Below are 19,167 nucleotides of genomic sequence, written 5' to 3'. Positions count from 1 at the left end.
GACGGACATATTGTTCGGTGGTGCCAATTTTTTGAGGATGGCTTCTTTACGTTCTGGTGCGTATCGGTTCATAGTTCTCTCTACACAGGTTTATGTGCAAACTATGTTGACCTATAGGGCAGGGTTGCGCTGACCGTCCTCAATTTCGCCCACTTCGCAATCTACTTTGAACTCTTTGGCAAGGTCGTTAAAGAACTCGATTGGAAACTTCAACTGCGGTTTTTTCTTTATTCGTTGGCTAATACCTAACTGCCAATCATCACAGAACTCACTGTCGCACTCGTTAATGAACTTGCCATCAGCAAACGCACAATCTTCGGCGTATGATTGCAGCCTAGCCTGGATAGCAGGCAAGTCTGCTTTTAGTTTGTTTTCTTGGGCTTCTTCTAAGCGGTCACACGCGATAAGAATATAGAGTTCCATAGGGGATGAGGTCTTCACTAACTGATGTGTTTGAGAGCTTAGCACGAACAGCTACGTTAGCGGCAACTGGCGACAACTTAATGTAGCGCTAAACTACGCTCATAAGCAGCCACTGCGTGAACCGACTCATGCCTAGACAAACCTTGCCGCCCCAGTCGAGCAACCGTTTGCTCAATTAATTCCAAGCCTTCGGCCAGCTGGTTTTCAACAATTACATGCAGCAACGAATGCATCTTAAGCGCGTCATCATCCATACCACGTTCAATAGGCCTGTGATAAGCCTCAACAAGGTCAATTCGCTGCGTTTCATCCAAAGCAAGCCATGCATTGGCTCCGATAGCGGTGTCGGGATTATAGGCGTCCATAAAATCGCCATACTTGGCATTTAAGCTGCTCAAAGCGTTACTAAAAGTGCTATGCACCCAAGTATATCGAACCCTAGGCGATAACACACAAACCTGCATCTGCAAGCTGAACGAGTTTCACAAACCAACTTAGCGGGCTCTCCCATCACAATCCATATGCGTAGATAAGTGGTCAACGCTTACTAAATTTTGCTAACTGAGTAGATAGGTTTATAGTCGCACCAACTCATTAACTTGCGAGAGCACCTTCCCTTGAAAATACCCATGCGCCTGCAACCACTCATAGAAGAGGGTTTCATAGATGCCGTTATAGGCCGCTTAATGAGTGGCAAAGAAGCGGACATCTTTATTGTACGCTGCGGCGACGAGAGCCGCTGCGCTAAAGTATATAAAGATGCCAAAAAGCGCAGTTTTAAAAAAGCGGCCCAATATCAGGAAGGCCGAAAGGCACGCAACAGCCGCCAAGCGCGAGCGATGCAGAAGCGGTCAAACTACGGCCGCCAACAGCAGGAAGAAGTATGGCAAAATGCCGAGATAGACGCCCTCTCCCGCTTACACTACGCCAACGTTCGGGTACCCAAAACCTACGGATGTGTGGACGGTGTGCTGTTAATGGAGCTAGTGACAGATGAAGACGGTGATGTAGCACCACGACTAGGTGATGTCACCATGTCGGCAGAGCAAGCCGTTGAAGACTACGAGCTGATGGTGCACTACATCAAGCTAATGCTTTGCGAAGGCATTGTGCATGGCGACTTATCTGAATTTAACGTATTGGTAAACGATGAAGGCCCAGTGATCATTGATTTACCACAAGCTGTAGACGCCGCCGCCAATAACAACGCGCAAGCCATGTTCACTCGCGACGTCAACACCATTCGACGCTACTACAGCCAGTTCGCCCCGGCACTCATGCAAACCCAGTACGCCAAAGAAATGTGGGCATTATATGAAGAAGGTGAACTCACACCGACGACGGTGTTAACCGGTACCTTTGAGGATAACCACGGCACCACCGATGTAGAGGCCATGCTACAAGACATTGAAGCAGTCATTGAAGAAGAGCGCGAGCGCCAAGAAATGATTCAGGCTTACACCAGTGAAGCAATAGACTGACGAGCGCCAGTTTGAGGGTTCGGCGTTGGCACCTATACCTCAACAGTAATAAATTTAAAAAGAGCACGAGTTATAGGTGTACCCGATTAGCCAGAGATATCAAAGCATCATTTTTTTTGACGCCAAGCCTAACGCTTGCAACAAATCGACTACCTTGTTTCAGTCATTGTTCGCCCTCAAGTATCAATCACTGCACTGGTAAAGCGTTTGCCCAAAGTCTGATATGTGTGCAAGAAGATTGAGGTTTCGAATTGTTTGATAGTCAACCAAATCAAATAAGTAAGGACTATTTAGTTGGTCGATGTCATCGTCCAGTTTGCCAAAGTTAATTTCGCTTTTTGCCACAATGGCCAGATCGATATCGGAACCATTGCGGAATGTGCCCTTTGCGCGTGAGCCAAACAAAATTACTTTTTCAATTTCTGGGTAGTTGGCAAACAGGCTTGTCAAACGGCTAAGTAAAGAATCGTCTAGCCCGTACATAATGGAACCATTTTTTGCTCAAACTGATTAAAACACTTTGCGTAGGCGTTCCTAACTTTTGCCAGCTCGGTGACCAGTACCGACTCATCGTAAGCATGGACTGTTCGATTGCGACTTTCGATCATATCCATCCAAGTTTGGCCTTCTTCAACCAGTCCAACATTAAATGCTAGGCGAACGGCTGAACGTGAGCCGGTGATATTCTGATGACCTTCAAACTCCAAGTAATCTTTCAACACCTTCCATGCCAGCTCATGCGTAAACTCAAATCGTTGAAGTATGCCTTCTTTGATCAAATTAGGGGCATTGTCATCATACTCAACCAACGCAAGATTCAACTGCTTCAACACTCGCTGGTAGTTTTCGAACCGCTGCTCCCAACGCTCTTTTGAATTATGCTGTGTCATGCGCTCACTTTTCATTCTGTAACTAATTTGGGAAACAACGTTATCATTAGCGACACGGTTGTTCACTCCCAACTTCAGAATCAACGTGGATACCCTAGCTTTCTAAAACCGGCTACCTTCTCCATGCCTATCCGGTGGTGCGTCGCTAACCTTAGAATCAATCAAAATAGATATTCGTTTCAATTTTTTCGGCTAGAATTAAGCTGCCTTCATAGGCAGCCATAACAACGACTTACCAGCTCGAGAAAACATCATGTTGAAACATTTCAGTAGCTTGCTGCTTCTATTTATCGCAGTGCCCTCGGTGGCGATGGTTAATACGGTACCCGAGGGGTTTGCCAGCTGCGCCGATGATTTTGGTGTTTGCACCACCAATGATAATTGGACAGGTTATTACGGTGCCAACAATACGTTCGCCGAAATTAGCGGTACGGGCAGCTTTACCTGCTTACCTCAAACGTTTGGCATTGCCGACCCGGTGCCAAATGTGAAAAAAACCTGCTACATCAAAAACACAACAGTGCTCGATGGGCTGATGCCATGCGGTGTAGATGGTGAGCAATGTGACATTTCAGGCACTTGGCGTGGTGTTTATGGTGCCAATAATACCTATGTAGACATACAAGGCACTGGCAGCTTTGTTTGCATGCCACAGCCCTTAGGCGTGGCTGATCCGGTGCCGAACGTGCAAAAAACTTGCTATGTCACCGTTACTGAATCAGCGAGTAACACCTGCCCTAGCCGCAAAAACGATGATGGTTTCTTAAACCTTTGGTTGCACAATAACGACCTAGAAAAGTTCACTAAAGCACTGCAAGACGGCTATAACCCCGACGAAATTTCTTCTGGCACTGGTTTGCCGTACAGCAACTTCGCTTCCGAAACGGTATGGGGCTCAACGGTAAGCCGCGCTGCCTACAACTGCAAACCTGAGTTCATGCAAGCACTGATCAACGCCTGTGCTAACTTAAACGCTAGCCATAATGGCGGCCCTACTCCGCTCGACTTAGCAAAACGAGTAAACTGCACTGAGGTCGTTACCATGCTAGAAGCAGCCGGTGCACAAATGGCGGCGCCCACACCGGTGCCGAAAAAAACCTACGCAAACCTAGCAATGGCAGCAGTTGAGGCGGATGAAGCCACCATAAATGAAATGATCGCCAATGGCTTTGCCAACGATGTAAATCGACAGTCGTCGCGAGGCCACACAGCTCTGTGGGTAGCAGTCGATTATCAAAATGTAGGCGCGGTGAAGGCCTTGCTGGCCGCCGGCGCGAATGTCGACATTTACGATACTAGCGGCAACCACATTCTGCATAAAATCGCCAATGCCAAAACCTATACCGGAAGTTTTGCCTACTCTCGCGACCTAGCGCAAATTGCAGAGCTTATCTGGCAAGAATGCCCGCATCGCCGGCCACGAGACGCCAACGGCAGAACACCACTCGACTGGATGACCGCCAATGCACGAACTAGCAGTGGGCGAGCCATGGCAAACCAAACGCTGACCATTTATCAAACGCTAGAGAAAATTCACAATGGCCCAGCGCCAGGCACTAGCTGCCCTTAGTTTAGTTATTGTTAGTTCGCTCTGATTGGCTTGCGGCACCACAATTTGTGGCGCCGCTTTGCCTGGCAGCAGACTGCTAGATTTGACCTTTTTTCCAGCGCTTCGCGGTTAGCTTGGTTAGCTTTCCGCGATACTTTTTCACTGAAAAAGAATCGAGCTCCCCTGCAACCACCTTAAAAACATCATCCGACAACACAGCAGCCACAGCATGAACCGACTCATGCCTAGACAAACCTTGCCGCCCCAGTCGAGCAATCGTTTGCTCAACTAACTCCAACCCTTCGGCCAGCTGGTTTTCAACAATTGGATATTCCAGTGACTGTCCCTAGTAGTATTTTGCTAGTAGTTTTGGCTAGACCCGCAGATTTAATGCAACAAAGTCAAACCAGCAGATAAAATAGTGTTTTCTGGAAGTGACTTCCCTTGGAAGCTGGTATTGAGAGTGCCTGTGCCTAGTTATTCTCAAACAGTTGAGCAACCGTCTTCATAGGCATAAACATTCGGGTTCGCCCGTTATGCTCACACAGAACCTCGAATCCGTATTTGCTGTAAAACGACTGTGCTGAGTCGGTTAAACAATCCACTACGATTGCATAAGCTCGCATGTGATGATTAACATCCCATAAGTACTTTAAGGCACGCACTAGGCTAACTTTCCCCAATCCCGAGCCATGAAATTCTTTGTGTACGGCGAGCTGTGCGAGGAGGAACACAGGCACAGGATACTTTGGCAGTTTTTTAGCTAAGTTAGCCGGCAAAGCTTCTCGGCTAATCGAGCTTGGCGCTACGCTGTAGAACGCGCAAATGGCATGCTTTTTGTTCAATAGCGGCTGAGCGCTTGGTAGAACCATGGTGCGACTAATGCCAGCCTGCATATGCTTCGCAGCCTGGGTTTTGATGAACGTGTTTAGCTCATCCTCGCCACAATCGAATGAGTTTCGATCGTGGTCCAACTTATTCAGTTCAATAAACGCCTTACCCCAACTCACTTAATGCCCTGCTCTTTGGTGAACTGAACGGCTTCGACAAGTGCCGAATTAGGGGCTTTTGCTTTGTCGCAAGCGGTAACAAACTGGCCAAAAACATCGGCACTAACCACAATGCTCTCATGTTCCTTAATAACATGCGTTGCATCTTCATCCATCAACCGAACGACATACTCAGTTAAGCTCTTTAGGCCTAGCAAAGCAGATGCTTTCTCTGCCTTAGCTTTTATTTCTTCGTCTAATCGAATGTCTAAACGTGCAGTTGCCATAATTCCTCCTATGTACGGAACATTGCCGTAACTAAACGAATTGTAGATCACTTAAGCAAGACATTCAATTTGTACGGAGTTTTGACGGAACTAAATCAGCTTAATCAGCATATGTTTCAGGATTTTATTTAACGCTCCCCTGCACTGGTTGTTAACTGTATATTTTACCACTACTTTTAATAGCAGAGGTAAAACTATGACCATTGCTCGCAAGCTACAGATTAATCTTAACATCACGCCTTACTATCACTGCGTTGAGCGTTGTGTGCGGCGGTCATTTTTGTGTGGTGAGGATAAACAAACAGAAAAATCATTTGAACACAGGCGAGCTTGGATTCTCGGCCGTGTGCGCTTGCTGACCAGTGCTTTTCGGCGTAGACGTAGCGGCTTATGCAATCATGTCGAATCACTACCATCTGGTTTTACACATAAACCAATCTGAGGCAGATAGCCTAAGCGAAGCAGAGATTGCCGAACGTTGAAAGCTAGTGTTTGTTGGTAGCAAAGCTGTAGATCGCTACCTTGCTGGCAACCAACAAGTGAAAGAGATTGCCCAAGCCACGTTGGCGACTTGGCGCAAGCGGTTGAGCAATATCTCATGGTTTATGAAACCAGAAGACGACAACAACTGCTACCAATATTAATACGGTAATGAGAACTATCGGCTGAGTGACGGCTTCTTTAGGTTCAAAAATCGAAGATTTGATGTGACAAAGCCCAATGTACTGCTGAAATTGGGCTTCCTGAAAGTGCCTGTCCCATGTTGTTGTCCCCTGTTGTTGCTCTGAAAGTGCCTATCACCTGTTGTTGTTAGTTAAAGGATCGCCTCGGTGAGACCCACTACTGTCTTATGTTGCCTATCAGCAACGCAACGTACCAAAGGGCGCCAGGGCTCTAATTGATTTTTTAGTCGCAAAGGCCCCGGAAATACAAGCCAACGTGCAACTACGAACAGGTCCACAACGTTGAGTGGAGAGGTCATCAACTAACTGTGACCTTCTTAGCCTTAGGTTGAAGGCTGCGTGAGGGCTAGTGGTGCCTACAACCCTTGAAAGTCATAGCAATTATTGTTATTCACCAGTAGTAAGGTTTATAGTCTCCACTATTCCTTTATGGCACCAGAGAACTTTCCTTCGAACAGTGCGGACACTCACAGAACCCGGGCATTTGCATTTATAGGTTCTTCGCATTCTACATGCAGACTGTACTTCAAACCCTTGGGTGATAATTTTTCGCCAGATATTATACGGACATATATTATGAGGTTTCAAAACATAGCTCTTCTTCTAACTATATTTTTAACCGGGTGTGGAGTTAGCAATTTATCAACACAAAAGTATCAAGTAGACATATTTGACACCACTGAAGAGAATATGGTTATTGCAAATACTTTTACTAGGCTAAACAAGGATTACCTTGATAAATTGCTCTTAGGCTTACCACAAGATCAACTAGCCGCACTAGAAATATATCCGACAAGCATAGAAGAGGGAAATGTATTTCTTAACTATCGTTTCAATGAATGGCGCTTAACCTGGGCATTCAACAGTGGGCGCTTTGATGATGCTCTATCAAATGCGATAAACCATATTAATGAATCCCAAAGCGCATACAAAAGCGATATTATTTATGTTGAAAAAATGCTAATCCTATTAATGAATAAGATGGTTGAACAAGACTTCAACTTCGTCATTAGTAATGCCGCGGAAGTAGCGAAGCCTTACTTTCGTGATTTAGATGAAATGCTTGCATCTACATCTACTTGGGGGAGAGCAAGAAAGGTAAACACTATAGCCGTTGAAGTTGGTATGGATAATTCTGAGAACTTAGTCATTAGTCCAACATTGCTTGTAGCCTTTGAAAACGCCAGTCCGCCAACTGAAGTTCGAATGTCTTTCCACCGAATAGACGGTGAATTTAAGTTAATGCAGTTTGGTATTGGTGGTGATTAGCCGCAGCAGACCCAATGCAGATCATGTTCGAACCGAGGGCACTCATTAAACTACAGTCAAGGCAGGCCAAGCAAAACATCGACCTCGCACGTGTTCACCTCATTACTTTTGCAAATGCCTAACGGTTAGACTGTCGAATATTTCGCTATATACTTTTATTATAATTAGTACATTTTTTGGATATTTATATTATCTTTTTTTCATTATTTTTATATTTTTTATAATAACCCAATCACAAATACTTGATGACTGTATATTTTACCACTACTTTTAATAGCAGAGGTAAAACCATGACCATTGCTCGCAAGTTACAGATTAATCTGAACATCACGCCGTACTATCACTGCGTTGAGCGTTGTGTGCGACGGTCATTTTTGTGTGGCAAAGATAAGCAAACAGGCAAATCATTTGAACACAGGCGATCTTGGATTCTCGACCGTGTGCGCTTGCTGGCGAGTGCTTTCTGCATTGACGTAGCCGCCTATGCAATCATGTCGAATCACTACCACCTAGTTTTGCACATAAACCAAGCCGAAGTGGATGGCCTAACGGAAGCAGAGATAGCCGCACGTTGGAAGCTAGTATTTGTTGGTAGCAAGGCGGTTGATCGCTACCTTGATGGTAACCAACAAGTGAAAGAAATTGCGCAAGCGACATTGGATACCTGGCGCAAACGGCTAAGCAATATTTCTTGGTTTATGAAGTGCTTAAACGAGCACATCGCGCATAAAGCAAATAAAGAAGATGGATGCACCGGCCACTTTTGGGAAGGCCGATTTAAGTCGCAACCATTGCTCGATGAAAAAGCCCTGCTCGCAGCAATGGTTTATGTGGATCTTAATCCTATTCGCGCTCAAATGGCCAAAACCGTTCCAGACAGTATTTTTACCAGTGCGTATGAACGCATTCATGGGTGTAGCTTTCCTGGAGACAACTATTACAGTAGCGGTAATCAGGAAAGAACCAACGCATACACAGAACCTCATCAGCGTTCGTTAAAGCCATTAATGAACTTTATCACGCCAGAAGATAACACCAACCAATACAACTTCTACCGCACAGGTACCCTGCCCGTAACTTACTTGGCGTATATGGATCTATTAGATTGGTCGAGCAGAATTGTAAAAGAAGGCAAAAAAGGTGCAGTAGATGAAAGCGTGCCGCCATTGCTCGAAGCACTCGACTTTGATCATAGCCAATGGCATTCGGTTTGCACCGAACTCGGCCAAGCGCATGGAGCACTCGGCAGCTCTGCCAATCGAGAAAAATTCCACCGCTCTCGCGGCAGCACACGAATACCCCGGATGCCACGATCTACCAAACTATTTGGTTAACACTGCCTAAACCAAGCTTTCCCATGCGCTGAATTCAGCGAAGCCTTCAAAAAGCACTATTAATCATGCGGTAATGAGAATTATCGGCTGATCTACGGCTTCTTTTGGCTCAAAAACTGAATATTTGATGTGACAAAGCCCAATCTGCTGAAAAAATTGGGCTTTCGTGGAGTGACTGTCTCTAGTTAGTTGCAAAGCCCAATTTGCTGATGAAATTGGGCTTTCTGCAAGTGACTGTCCCTAGTTATTACCTGTCCCTAGTTGGTTCCTAGTTATTTTCTTCCTCTAGATACTCTCGTCATTCTATCATTTGATTTATGCAATTGTTTTCATGAAAAATTTCGGGTAAAAATGGTCACAATGACACCTAAAAAGGAACGACCAGAAGCATGGCTAAACACCGCAGAAGGAAAGGAATTGACCCAATAGATGCTCTAATAATGTCTTCCAATAATTCCGGAATGGCTCGTTACAAATACTTTAGTGAGCAAAGTGATCTAGACGTAGGGCGTAATATACAAAAAGTCGCTAATCATAGATTTTTCAGACCAATGCTAAAAACCAGGTTATCTGATGACTTATGTGATGCCTTTGACGAAAGACTACCGAAAACGAATTTTTCACATGCTTTGTATTGGAGTATTTCAAGACTTGAATTAGAAAAGAGCAAGATTGATAAATATATCCAAGACAACATAATACTTGGAAAAATAATTTTGACGGGTGATATACCAGAAGCATTGAACCAATTAGAGAGAAACTCCCATGATTACAGCGGTTCTTTTTGGTATACAACTACACGAAATTCTCTCCTCGATGAAAGCGAAAAGTCCAATCCATGCAAAGAGAGAACACTTCAGCACGTTGTACTAAAGAATTTTCATAAGTTATCTAATGAAGAAGAGATATTCATTAGCTCCGAAAGAAGATTCAAAAATGACATTATAAGAAACGCTAATCCTAACATTCGTGAATACCTACTTTTCCACTTATTCTCTCTTGACATATACCGTAATAATGACCTTAGCAAGGTACTAATACTTGATGGAGGAAACTCTGTATTCGACCTATTCAATTCAATCACCTCAATCATAACAATCATATTCTCTCAAGCAACCAATACCGAACTAAAGAAGTATAAAATCGCTTCAAAAATATTAAACCGGAGCATCCACCTACCTATATTTTCAAACTTTCACACTAACATAACAAATTGTACAAAAGATGTATTAATTGAAGACAATAACATCGAGCTTTATGACCTATACAACGAAGGAAAGTTCAAAAAAATATGCAGCATCGCCAATTCTAAAGGTCTACATAACTACAACTTCCATGACTACATTACAATCGTAAAGTCTGACATACGAGAAGAAACACTAATAAAGAAAGGCCTAATTGGAGATATTACAGGAAAAATAAAATCAATAATAACTAACTCTGTTGACTCGGAAAAGGCATATCAGAACCTTGTTTCTCTTTGCTACAAGTACCGAACCATAATATGGTTTCAGTGTCTTAACTTATTCCTTCAAACTAAAAAGCCCTATATTAAAAAAGACAGCAGAGATCAAGCAAGAAGAGCATTTCACTTATGGAATGGATCAGCTAACCCTGAACGTATGGAAATATTCGATAGGGAAGCAGCGGAAAGCATTTTAGGGAAAATTACAAGCCATTCAAAATATGGATCCGCTGTCAGCATATACAAGTACACAAATGGTCCTACAAAGAAATTCACAAACACAAGAGTCTCTGAATCATTCCGCCAGTATTTTTATGGTAAAAATTTATTTTCAAACGGTCGTTACAGCCAATCAGAGAATATATTTCTTAATTTGGAAAAATCAGATGACAAGTACCTTCGAGCCAAAGCAAGATACTTTAGAACTGAATCTCTAATAAAACAAAAGAAAACAGAAAAAGTACTGAGTATTTTCTTGGACAGCTATTTTTCTGATGAAAGTTCAAGTGATCTAGATATTGAGAACATAAAAAACCTAGCTTTAGAAAGCTACAAAAGCTCAAGCTCTATTGATTATCCAATATTCCTTCGTGTCTACTCTGAGTTATCAGGAGGTTCCCACCTAGAAGATCTAAGGTATTCATTTGAAGTATTCCTATCAAAGAACAATGCTAGGTTCCCTACTGACCTGTTCCAGCAAGAAGCAGGATTTGGTAAAAGACGGCTCAATTACTTCTTTGAATACGTATGCATACCAGAAATAATGAAACTGCATTTAGAGTTTGATAACCTCTTGCATATTGAGGATTGTAGAGTCGAAATTTGCCAGCATCTAATTAGAAAAGAAGGGAATAAAGAAAAATTATCTTCTGAAATAAGAAACATAAATAAGTCGAGAACAATCAAGCGAGCTCAAGAAAAGGTTGATAACAGTCGCATTTTTGTCGAAACACCAAATCTAGAAGGTCGAAATTCAGACCAATACAGGGATCTTTTTGGACACTTTTTAAACCATGAAGAGGATAGACTCTGGCATATTGAAGAAAAAACTTACAACGAATTAAAATCAATTATTGAAGAAAAAACATCAACTGAAATATTGTCCGATTCAAGCTTTGCAAAATCAGTTAGCATAATATATCCAGTAGATCTTATTTTATCAAAAAGAAGTTCCATTTTTCTAAGTCTGCTAAAAATGGTTCGTGATGAGTTCGCCCTTGGTGAGAGCGGGTTAAACAATCATTTGAGTACAAGAATCCGTCATGGCGTTCTTCCTACCACCTTAAGAAATTCATTTATTTCAGAAGGATTGTACATATCGCCAAAAAAGGATGAACTTTCTAAAAAGTGGAAAATTGAATGTAAAAACGATAAGGTTCAGTTGGAGAAAATCGTTTCTCTAATAAGATCATTCTCAAAGAAAGTTGATGAAGTGATATCTGAGTTAAATGATTCCTGGCTTCAAATTCAAATTGATGTCGATCTCTCTGGGGACAATAAATTCACCAAAAAGAGTACAGGTTTATTTAAGTACTCGATATCACCAATCGAGCCAATGTATGTTCAAAAAATGTTGCCTCCGTCTCCCTCGTATGACGATTTTGTAGCCACGGCAATTAACTGGCTTTGGTTGAAGACAGAATGGAACTTAAAGGAAGTTAGAGAGAGCCTCTTTTCAAAATCATATCCCCAAATGAAGTTACTTCTTACAAATTTAAAAAGTGACATCACCACCTATGGAATAACAACTGAGCTTCAATATGAACTAAGCAATTCTATCGATCGTACAATAGTACACCTTCATAGCCAGTACGAGTTAGTTTCATCTTGGTTTCATCGAAGCGAACTCGCAGATGATGAAGATTTCGAACTATTTGTTGCAACAGATATATCTGCAAATAGTTTAGCTATTGGCTACAACCATAAAATTGAAGGAAACATCCCTCGATTAAACATGCGAAAACTGAGTAGCTTTGTCGACATATTCGGCATATTATTTGAAAATGCACTTTCAAAATCCGGAATTCCCAGAGATGAACTAAAAATATCATGCTTCATAAAAAACCTGGAAGAAACATTAACAATAAGAGTCGAAAACAATATCGCTCCAAACACCATAAATAAAAATGACATAAGTTTCATTCTTGAAGCATATGGAGATGAATCCATTGCACAAACTACGCAATCATATGAGGGTGGAACTGGGTTTTTCAAATTATGGAAAATCATACAGAAAGACCTAAATATCGATCACGAATTGGATATACAGTACGACAACAATTCATTTAGTGTTGAAATTTCAATGCACAAGCATAAAGGAGGCTGGACGCAATGAATATACTAATTGTAGAGGACCAAGATGAAAAATATAGTGATATCAAGAATTTTCTCGAGAATGAGTTCTCTCCTTCAGTATTAGATCATGCTAGATCCATTCGTTCAGCTCTTAAATTACTCATTACAAATGAAAGATACGAGCTTGTAATACTAGACATGAGCATGCCAAGTTTTGACCCTGACACTAGCAGTGCAGTAGGGGAATCGCCAAAGAGCTTTGGTGGAATTGAAGTTCTCACTCAAATCAAGATTAGGGATATAAAAACCTCCGTCATTGTTATTACCCAGTATTCAAAATTCGATGAAGGGTCAATTAGCTTAGGGGACTTAAACTCAAAACTGTCCAACGATTTCGAAAATCTTTACTTAGGTGGCGTATTCTACAGCTCAATATCTAGAGAATGGAAATCTGAATTAAGAAACATAATCAGGAGAGTCTAAATGAATAAAATTTTAGTCGTTGATGACAACTATAGCATCATAAAAGAAGTAGCTGGATTATTTAGTGAAAATCCTGACTGGGAGATAATATCTGTTCATTCTGTAAGTGAAGCTAACTCTTTACTAGCGAAAATACACTTTGAAATATTAGTAACAGACATCCAACTTCCAATAAGACTTGGCGAGCAAATAAACGAAGAAGGAGGAAGGATTTTAGTTGAGCAATTATCAGTTCGCCCAAAAATCAAGAAGCCAGGTTTCATTATTGGAGCTACAACCCACACTAAAACATATGAAGATTCTATTACATATTTCCAAAATAGAGGCTGGCCAATAGTCTGTTGCGAACATGATATGTCGGAATTATGTACTTTATTAAAGTCAAGAATCGAATATCAGAGCAAACCGATTGAGAAAGTAGACATTGCAATTGTTACTGCGCTTCAACATTGTGAGCTTGAAGCGGTGTTACGGACGCCCTACTCCTGGGTTGAAAGAAACCTGGGCACTACTGATGCTACTTGTCATGTTGGTGAACTTCTAATAGGGCAAAATGCCCTAAAGTTAGCTGCAATTAGCTGCCCCAGAATGGGCATAGCCTCTGCTAGCGTGACTACAAGCCAGGTTTTGGATATTCTCCAACCAGACTATTTATTTATGACAGGTATTGCAGCAGGAATAGAAGGGAAAGTAGCATTAGGTGACATATTAGTTGCCGACCTTGTCTGGGACTGGGGATCAGGAAAGGCAACGATTAAAGATGGTAAACATGAGTTCAAAGCTGCTCCTAACCAAATCGCCATTAACCCAAAGTACCGAAACCTCGTTAAAAATCTCGTCTCTAATGGAAACACACTTCAAAGAATCTATACAAATTGGCCTGCTAATAAACCTGAGAAATCGTTAAGTGCTCACCTAGGTCCTATTGCTACCGGCTCAGTTGTGCTAGAAAACCCAGAGATTGTGGAGTCTATTAAAGCGCAGCACCGAAAAACGATTGGTATCGAGATGGAGGGATTTGGATTCTGCACTGCGGCAGAGCTTTCAGCTACTCCACCAAAACTGGCTGCCGTCATAAAATCAGTCTGTGATTTTGCTGACCCCGAAAAGAATGACGATATTCAGAACTATGCCGCCTATACAAGTACAAGTTTCACATTCGCCCTAATAGAGGAAATTTTTCAAGCAAAGCAATCTGATACTTAACATAAAAAAACCCGGCGCAAGCGCCGGGTTCCAACTCAAATCAACTAAGCTCTAAAAAGCTCAAATCACTTCAAGCTCTTCGAAACCATCTCAAAGCAATCAGGGCTCAAGCTCTTCACCTCAGCAATCAACTCAAGCGCACTACGCATCTCACCAGCATACTGCTCGGCATAACGCTTCCAGCGGGTTAGCGGTACTATCATGCGGCTGGCTAGCTGTGGGTTGCGGGCGTCGGTGTCGATGACTTGCTCGGCCAAGAACTTATAACCAGAACCGTCTTTGGCGTGGAAAGCGATGTTGTTCATGGCAAAGGCACCGATTAGGCGGCGAACGCGGTTTGGGTTGCCTTTGTCGAACTTCTCGTGTTTGAGCATCTTGGTGATGTGCGCAAGGTCGGCGTGCTTGCTGGTTGAGTTGAGGCTCAGCCAAGCTTCGATCATTTGCGCGTCATCGCCCCACTCTTTAATAAAGTCTTCTAGGCGGGCTGCCCAGCTGGCTTTGTCGTCGACTTCATTCAAAATTTGCAGCGCGTCGTTTTGCTCGCTGTAGTTGTTGGCGTCTTTGTATTGAGCCTCTAGCTCTGCCACAACTTTATCATCTACCAAGGCCAAGTAGGCATACAGCACGGCGCGTAGGCGGCGGGCGGCAACGTCTTGGAATTTGAACTCGTATTTGGCTGGGCGTTTAATGCTGTTTAGCTTACCGCGCAATGGCTTGGCCATGGCTTTGGCAATGGCCACACGCAAGCTTTGGCGGGCATCGTTAATGGCAATTGGGTCAATGCTGTCTACTTGCTCGGCCAACCATGGGCGCGACGGCAGTGTTAGCAGTGCTGCGCGAATGGCGTTGTCGATGTTTTCATCAGCCAGAATCTGCTCGTAGGCTTTTAATAGGCGCTCATCAACTTCACTAATTTCTGTACCCGCTTCGGCGGCTGCTAGAATCAGCTGAGTAGTGAAGCGCTGTACGGCGTCCCAACGGTTGAATGCGTTGGCGTCGTTTTGCGCCAGCAATGCAAGTTGGTCTAGGTCGAAGTTGTAGTTCAGCTTAACTGGTGCCGAGAAATCGCGCAGCAAGCTTGGTACTGGCTTGCTCTTCAGGCCAGTGAACTCAATGGTTTGAGTACGGTCACGTAGGTGCCATACACCGGTTTTGGCATCCCAGTTGGTATCGTTTGAACCTGGTGTAAGGTTTTCGCCGCTTTCAGCCAATAGGCCTAGTTTCACTGGAATGTGGAACGCTGGTTTATTGGTTTGCCCTGGCGTATCTGGCACCATTTGCTGCGCGGTGAGCTTGTAGGTGCCTGTGGTGGCGTCGTAGTCGTCTTTAATGGTCACTACTGGTGTGCCAGCAAAGTCGTACCACAGTTTAAACTGCGTTAGGTCGATGCCGCTAACTTCTTCCATGCAGGCCACAAAGTCTTCTGTGGTCACGGCTTGGCCGTCGAAACGGTCAAAGTATAGATCTGAGCCTTTGCGGAAGTTCTCTTCGCCTAACAAGGTGTGAATCATGCGTACCACTTCGGCACCCTTTTCATAAATGGTCAGGGTGTAGAAGTTGTTGATTTCAATAAAGCTTTGCGGGCGCACTGGGTGTGCCGTTGGGCCTGCGTCTTCTGGGAACTGAGCCGAGCGCAGCATGTTCACGTCATCAATACGCTTAATTGGGCGTGAGTGTAGATCAGCAGTAAACTCAGCGTCGCGGAATACCGTGAAGCCTTCTTTTAGGCTGAGCTGGAACCAGTCGCGGCAGGTTACACGGTTACCACTCCAGTTGTGGAAGTACTCGTGGCCTACAATGGCTTCAATGCGCTCAAAGTCTGCGTCGGTCGAGGTTTTTTCGTTGGCTAGTACCGCCGCCGAGTTAAAGATGTTGAGGCCTTTGTTTTCCATTGCCCCCATGTTGAAGTGATCAGTTGCCACTACCATGAAGATATCTAGGTCGTATTCGCGGCCAAAGCGTTCTTCGTCCCATTTGAATGAGCGTTTTAGCGCACCCATGGCGAAGTCGGTTTTGCTTAGGTTGTGCGGCTCAACGAATAGCTCCAACTTCACTTCTTTGCCACTCATGGTGGTAAACGTGTCGGTGGTTTTTTCTAGCTTGCCAGCAACGGTGGCAAACAAGTAAGCCGGTTTTTTGTGTGGGTCTTTCCAGGCCACGTAGTGGCGGCCGTTGTGAATGTCGCCACGCGAAATTTCATTACCGTTGGCCAGCAGTACCGGGAATAATTCTTTGTCGGCTTCAATGCGGGTGTTAAAAATGCTTAGTACGTCTGGGCGGTCGAGGTACCAGGTAATTTTTCGGAAGCCTTCTGCTTCACACTGGGTGCAATACATACCACCCGACTTATACAAGCCTTCTAGCGAGGTGTTCTTTTCTGGATAGATGCGCACCACGGTGTTCAGCAAAAAGGCATCGGGTACGTCTTTCACGCGTAGCGTTTCATCTTCAATGAATACGTTTTCATCTAGAATGCGCTCGTCGCCGTCAATCGAGGTGGCAACGTATTCTAGGTCGGCGCCGTGCAGCACAAGGTCTTTATCTTTTGGGCCATCAGGGTTGCGACTAATGCGCAAGTTACTGGTAACAACGGTTTCTTCTTCGAAAATTTGAATCAGCAAGTCAACGTGGTCAATGTTCCACGCCGATGGTTGATAGTCCTTTAGAAAAATCTCTTTTGGCTGCGCGCTCATGCGCCCTCCTGATGTACAAAATGAAGTTCATAGCCGCTATGGCGGCGAATATTAATCACACCACAGTCTAGTAACAAATATTGACCTTTGATGCCAAGTAAGCGCCCTGAAATTTCTGGCGTTTTGTCGGCAGCTAAACTTTGCGTTACATCAGGATACGTTTGTACCGGGTAATTAAATTGATGTACGTCGGCATGAGCAATCATCTCTACTCTGCCTTGGTGTTTCTCAACAAAGTTGGTCAATTCTTCGCCTAGCTCGCTAATTAAGCGGTCACGCTCAGCCGCTAGGTCAATCTCTTGCGCGTCTCCTTTTACTAGCTTGCGCCAGTTGGTTTTATCGGCCACAGCACTTTTGAATAGGGTTTCTAGCTCACCGGCTAACTTGCGGGTGGCCACGCGGGCAATCAGCATGCCCTGCTTGGCACCTTGGTCGTGCCAACGCGTAGGGATTTGCGTGCCACGAGTAATGCCTACTTTTACGCCCGAGGCGTTAGCTAGATACACGTAGTGCGTTTGGTTACATACCCGCTCGCCGAAGTCTGGTTCACGACAGGTGCCTTGGTCCCAGTGGCATTTTTCTGGGCTCATCATGCAGCTGTCGTTTTGCGCAAGGCTCATAAAGTGGTCGTAGCAATAACCTTGACCATAGCTCTTTTTGGTTTTCTTACCGCAGTGTAGGCAGTAAATGTCACCCGAGAACGACAATGTGATGCGCTGACCAATGAGCGGGTTAAGCGGTAGCGTTTGCTCGCCAATTACTAGTTCGTATTCAAGTGGCGAGGTGTCGCGTACCTGCATTTTTTCTAGGGTGCCTGTGGTGACTGCTGGCATGTGTTATCCGCCTAGTAAATCTGAGATGTTAACCGTGTCTTCTTCGCCTTTGTTGCTTTGGCAGGCGTTGCGCTCAATGTAGCCCGTGCGCTCGGCTTCGGGCAGGTTATTGGCTTCCCACACCATTACAGCTTGCAGTGTGGTTGCTTTTTGTTCTTTTGTTAACACGCGCCCATCTGGCCATTTGCCAAGTTCGAGGGCGGTGCGAAAGCGGTCAATCATTTCCGGTGTGAGGCTTGCCAGTACCTCATCATAGCCTTGGGTGTCGTTGCTCATAATTGTCTGCTCGTTGTTTTGCATTGGGTATGTCTGCAACCATCTGCTGCGCAGACGATTTACAGACCGACCTGGTTGGTTGTTGTGTTAATCGACTAGTTTTTTGCCCCAGCCTAGTTTGTTACGACAAATGGCGTAGTAGTTATGACTGGTTGGGTGCAATAGGTGTAGCCGGTGTGGCAGTTTTTTTATACATACCATATCGCCAAGCCGGGTTTGCACCGAGGTTTGCGCATCACAGCTCAGCATGGGCTCTAGGGTGTTGTCTTCACCGATTTTTATGCAAACCTGGGCATCACCGGCCACAACTAATGGCCTGCTTGATAGCGCGTGCGGGAACATGGGTACCAATACTAGGGCGTCTAGTTTTGGGTGCATAATCGGCCCACCAGCACTTAACGCATACGCAGTTGAGCCAGTTGGCGTGCTAACAATCAGGCCGTCTGAGCGCTGTGAGTAAACAAACTGCTCGTCGATAGACAGCTCAAAGGAAATCATCCGAATGGCTTGGCCTGGATGGAGCACTACGTCGTTCATTGCCGTGCCAGCGGCAATTTCTTTACCGTCACGTTCAATGCTGGCTTGCAGTAAAAAACGATCTTCTTTCACGTACTGCCCTGCCAATACGGCTTTCACATGGCGTTCCATGTCATCAGGCATGATGTCGGTTAAAAACCCTAACCGGCCACGGTTAATGCCTAAAATTGGCACTTCAAAGGCACATATCTCGCGTGCGGCACCCAACAAGGTGCCATCGCCACCCACCACAATTACTAGGTCCGCCCATTCGCCTAGTTCGTGTATGGTTTTGGTTGGCAAGCCAATATCTTTTACTTCATCGGCATAGTTAGCCTCTATGGCGGCGTCTTTTTGTAGCTCGCGCAATAGCCCTGCCAAGCGGCGGGTACTAGCTTTAACCGACTCACTTCCCGGGCGGCCAACAATTCCTATGCGTTGAAACTCTGTCATAAATTGTGGCCTAAGTTGATTCTGCTCATTTTTTATTTCTAC

18 protein-coding genes are annotated in these 19,167 nt (G+C 44.4%); 8 read left to right on the top strand and 10 right to left on the bottom strand.

Translation table 11 applies throughout. The features are described 5' to 3' along the window. Positions 1 to 111: 111 nt before the first annotated feature. Entirely contained in the window at positions 112 to 423 is a 312-nt protein-coding gene (locus DUW71_RS12895) for a hypothetical protein (RefSeq protein ID WP_119395668.1), read from the bottom strand. A gap of 77 nt (positions 424 to 500) precedes the next feature. Then, positions 501 to 788 (bottom strand): hypothetical protein, encoded by a 288-nt coding sequence (locus DUW71_RS12890; protein ID WP_119395667.1) that lies wholly within the window; start codon positions 786 to 788, stop codon positions 501 to 503. A gap of 252 nt (positions 789 to 1,040) precedes the next feature. On the opposite strand from DUW71_RS12890, the gene DUW71_RS12885 reads away from it, so the two are divergent. Beyond that, on the top strand, positions 1,041 to 1,904 hold the full coding sequence (locus tag DUW71_RS12885) for a PA4780 family RIO1-like protein kinase (RefSeq protein WP_119395666.1): 864 nt from the start codon (positions 1,041 to 1,043) through the stop codon (positions 1,902 to 1,904). Between the two features lie 183 nt (positions 1,905 to 2,087). Here DUW71_RS12885 and DUW71_RS12880 read toward each other — a convergent pair whose 3' ends face one another. Then, entirely contained in the window at positions 2,088 to 2,387 is a 300-nt protein-coding gene (locus tag DUW71_RS12880; RefSeq protein WP_119395665.1) for a nucleotidyltransferase domain-containing protein, read from the bottom strand. Beyond that, positions 2,375 to 2,794 carry a nucleotidyltransferase substrate binding protein gene (locus DUW71_RS12875; protein ID WP_119395675.1) on the bottom strand — a complete coding sequence of 140 codons (420 nt, stop codon included), beginning with the start codon at positions 2,792 to 2,794 and terminating at the stop codon, positions 2,375 to 2,377. Before DUW71_RS12875 ends, DUW71_RS12880 begins: the two co-directional genes overlap by 13 nt. Positions 2,795 to 3,047: 253 nt before the next feature. On the opposite strand from DUW71_RS12875, the gene DUW71_RS12870 reads away from it, so the two are divergent. After that, positions 3,048 to 4,364, top strand: coding sequence for an ankyrin repeat domain-containing protein (locus DUW71_RS12870; protein ID WP_119395664.1), 1,317 nt, complete (start codon positions 3,048 to 3,050; stop codon positions 4,362 to 4,364). Positions 4,365 to 4,816: 452 nt separating this feature from the next. On the opposite strand, the gene DUW71_RS12860 is transcribed toward DUW71_RS12870, so the two are convergent. Beyond that, on the bottom strand, positions 4,817 to 5,353 hold the full coding sequence (locus tag DUW71_RS12860; RefSeq protein ID WP_119395662.1) for a GNAT family N-acetyltransferase: 537 nt from the start codon (positions 5,351 to 5,353) through the stop codon (positions 4,817 to 4,819). Then, a complete protein-coding gene (locus DUW71_RS12855) occupies positions 5,350 to 5,619 on the bottom strand; it encodes a type II toxin-antitoxin system TacA family antitoxin (protein ID WP_119395661.1) in 270 nt (89 codons plus the stop codon). The genes DUW71_RS12860 and DUW71_RS12855 overlap by 4 nt, the downstream gene beginning before the upstream one ends. Before the next feature lie 488 nt (positions 5,620 to 6,107). Between DUW71_RS12855 and DUW71_RS17590 the strand changes: the two genes are divergently transcribed. The 6 genes from DUW71_RS17590 to DUW71_RS12825 all read left to right on the top strand — a co-directional run bounded on the left by DUW71_RS17590 (position 6,108) and on the right by DUW71_RS12825 (position 14,354). After that, positions 6,108 to 6,263: a hypothetical protein gene (locus tag DUW71_RS17590; protein ID WP_158584067.1), complete on the top strand. Its 156-nt coding sequence runs from the start codon at positions 6,108 to 6,110 to the stop codon at positions 6,261 to 6,263. Positions 6,264 to 6,878: 615 nt separating this feature from the next. Then, entirely contained in the window at positions 6,879 to 7,571 is a 693-nt protein-coding gene (locus tag DUW71_RS12845; protein ID WP_119395660.1) for a hypothetical protein, read from the top strand. 290 nt (positions 7,572 to 7,861) lie between these two features. Next, positions 7,862 to 8,905, top strand: coding sequence for a transposase (locus DUW71_RS12840; protein ID WP_119395659.1), 1,044 nt, complete (start codon positions 7,862 to 7,864; stop codon positions 8,903 to 8,905). A 389-nt stretch (positions 8,906 to 9,294) separates the two neighbouring features. After that, positions 9,295 to 12,705: an ATP-binding protein gene (locus DUW71_RS12835; RefSeq protein WP_119395658.1), complete on the top strand. Its 3,411-nt coding sequence runs from the start codon at positions 9,295 to 9,297 to the stop codon at positions 12,703 to 12,705. Next, on the top strand, positions 12,702 to 13,148 hold the full coding sequence (locus DUW71_RS12830) for a response regulator (RefSeq protein WP_119395657.1): 447 nt from the start codon (positions 12,702 to 12,704) through the stop codon (positions 13,146 to 13,148). Before DUW71_RS12835 ends, DUW71_RS12830 begins: the two co-directional genes overlap by 4 nt. Next, positions 13,149 to 14,354, top strand: coding sequence for a 5'-methylthioadenosine/S-adenosylhomocysteine nucleosidase family protein (locus tag DUW71_RS12825; RefSeq protein WP_119395656.1), 1,206 nt, complete (start codon positions 13,149 to 13,151; stop codon positions 14,352 to 14,354). A 65-nt stretch (positions 14,355 to 14,419) separates the two neighbouring features. Here DUW71_RS12825 and pepN read toward each other — a convergent pair whose 3' ends face one another. From pepN to DUW71_RS12805, 4 genes are all read right to left on the bottom strand, one after another. Then, a complete protein-coding gene (pepN, locus tag DUW71_RS12820; protein WP_119395655.1) occupies positions 14,420 to 17,047 on the bottom strand; it encodes an aminopeptidase N in 2,628 nt (875 codons plus the stop codon). Then, positions 17,044 to 17,880 (bottom strand): DUF2797 domain-containing protein, encoded by an 837-nt coding sequence (locus tag DUW71_RS12815; RefSeq protein WP_119395654.1) that lies wholly within the window; start codon positions 17,878 to 17,880, stop codon positions 17,044 to 17,046. The genes pepN and DUW71_RS12815 overlap by 4 nt, the downstream gene beginning before the upstream one ends. 3 nt (positions 17,881 to 17,883) lie before the next feature. Next, positions 17,884 to 18,156 (bottom strand): YeaC family protein, encoded by a 273-nt coding sequence (locus DUW71_RS12810; protein ID WP_119395674.1) that lies wholly within the window; start codon positions 18,154 to 18,156, stop codon positions 17,884 to 17,886. 87 nt (positions 18,157 to 18,243) lie between these two features. After that, on the bottom strand, positions 18,244 to 19,125 hold the full coding sequence (locus DUW71_RS12805) for an NAD(+) kinase (protein ID WP_119395653.1): 882 nt from the start codon (positions 19,123 to 19,125) through the stop codon (positions 18,244 to 18,246). Positions 19,126 to 19,167: the final 42 nt, after the last annotated feature.

Origin of the sequence: Salinibius halmophilus, assembly GCF_003577475.1 — a bacterium.
In the GTDB taxonomy this organism is placed as follows: domain Bacteria; phylum Pseudomonadota; class Gammaproteobacteria; order Pseudomonadales; family Natronospirillaceae; genus Salinibius; species Salinibius halmophilus.
This window is presented reverse-complemented; position numbering and strand designations above follow the sequence as displayed.

Excerpts from the sequence above, each read along its gene's own strand:
- DUW71_RS12895 (WP_119395668.1), bottom strand. The coding sequence starts at position 423 with ATGGAACTCTATATTCTTATCGCGTGTGACCGCTTAGAAGAAGCCCAA.
- DUW71_RS12825 (WP_119395656.1), top strand. The coding sequence starts at position 13,149 with ATGAATAAAATTTTAGTCGTTGATGACAACTATAGCATCATAAAAGAA.
- DUW71_RS12805 (WP_119395653.1), bottom strand. The coding sequence starts at position 19,125 with ATGACAGAGTTTCAACGCATAGGAATTGTTGGCCGCCCGGGAAGTGAG.
- DUW71_RS12845 (WP_119395660.1), top strand. The coding sequence starts at position 6,879 with ATGAGGTTTCAAAACATAGCTCTTCTTCTAACTATATTTTTAACCGGG.
- DUW71_RS12840 (WP_119395659.1), top strand. The coding sequence starts at position 7,862 with ATGACCATTGCTCGCAAGTTACAGATTAATCTGAACATCACGCCGTAC.
- DUW71_RS12815 (WP_119395654.1), bottom strand. The coding sequence starts at position 17,880 with ATGCCAGCAGTCACCACAGGCACCCTAGAAAAAATGCAGGTACGCGAC.
- DUW71_RS12830 (WP_119395657.1), top strand. The coding sequence starts at position 12,702 with ATGAATATACTAATTGTAGAGGACCAAGATGAAAAATATAGTGATATC.
- DUW71_RS12810 (WP_119395674.1), bottom strand. The coding sequence starts at position 18,156 with ATGAGCAACGACACCCAAGGCTATGATGAGGTACTGGCAAGCCTCACA.
- pepN (WP_119395655.1), bottom strand. The coding sequence starts at position 17,047 with ATGAGCGCGCAGCCAAAAGAGATTTTTCTAAAGGACTATCAACCATCG.
- DUW71_RS12835 (WP_119395658.1), top strand. The coding sequence starts at position 9,295 with ATGGCTAAACACCGCAGAAGGAAAGGAATTGACCCAATAGATGCTCTA.
- DUW71_RS12880 (WP_119395665.1), bottom strand. The coding sequence starts at position 2,387 with ATGTACGGGCTAGACGATTCTTTACTTAGCCGTTTGACAAGCCTGTTT.
- DUW71_RS12890 (WP_119395667.1), bottom strand. The coding sequence starts at position 788 with ATGGACGCCTATAATCCCGACACCGCTATCGGAGCCAATGCATGGCTT.
- DUW71_RS12855 (WP_119395661.1), bottom strand. The coding sequence starts at position 5,619 with ATGGCAACTGCACGTTTAGACATTCGATTAGACGAAGAAATAAAAGCT.
- DUW71_RS12875 (WP_119395675.1), bottom strand. The coding sequence starts at position 2,794 with ATGACACAGCATAATTCAAAAGAGCGTTGGGAGCAGCGGTTCGAAAAC.
- DUW71_RS12870 (WP_119395664.1), top strand. The coding sequence starts at position 3,048 with ATGTTGAAACATTTCAGTAGCTTGCTGCTTCTATTTATCGCAGTGCCC.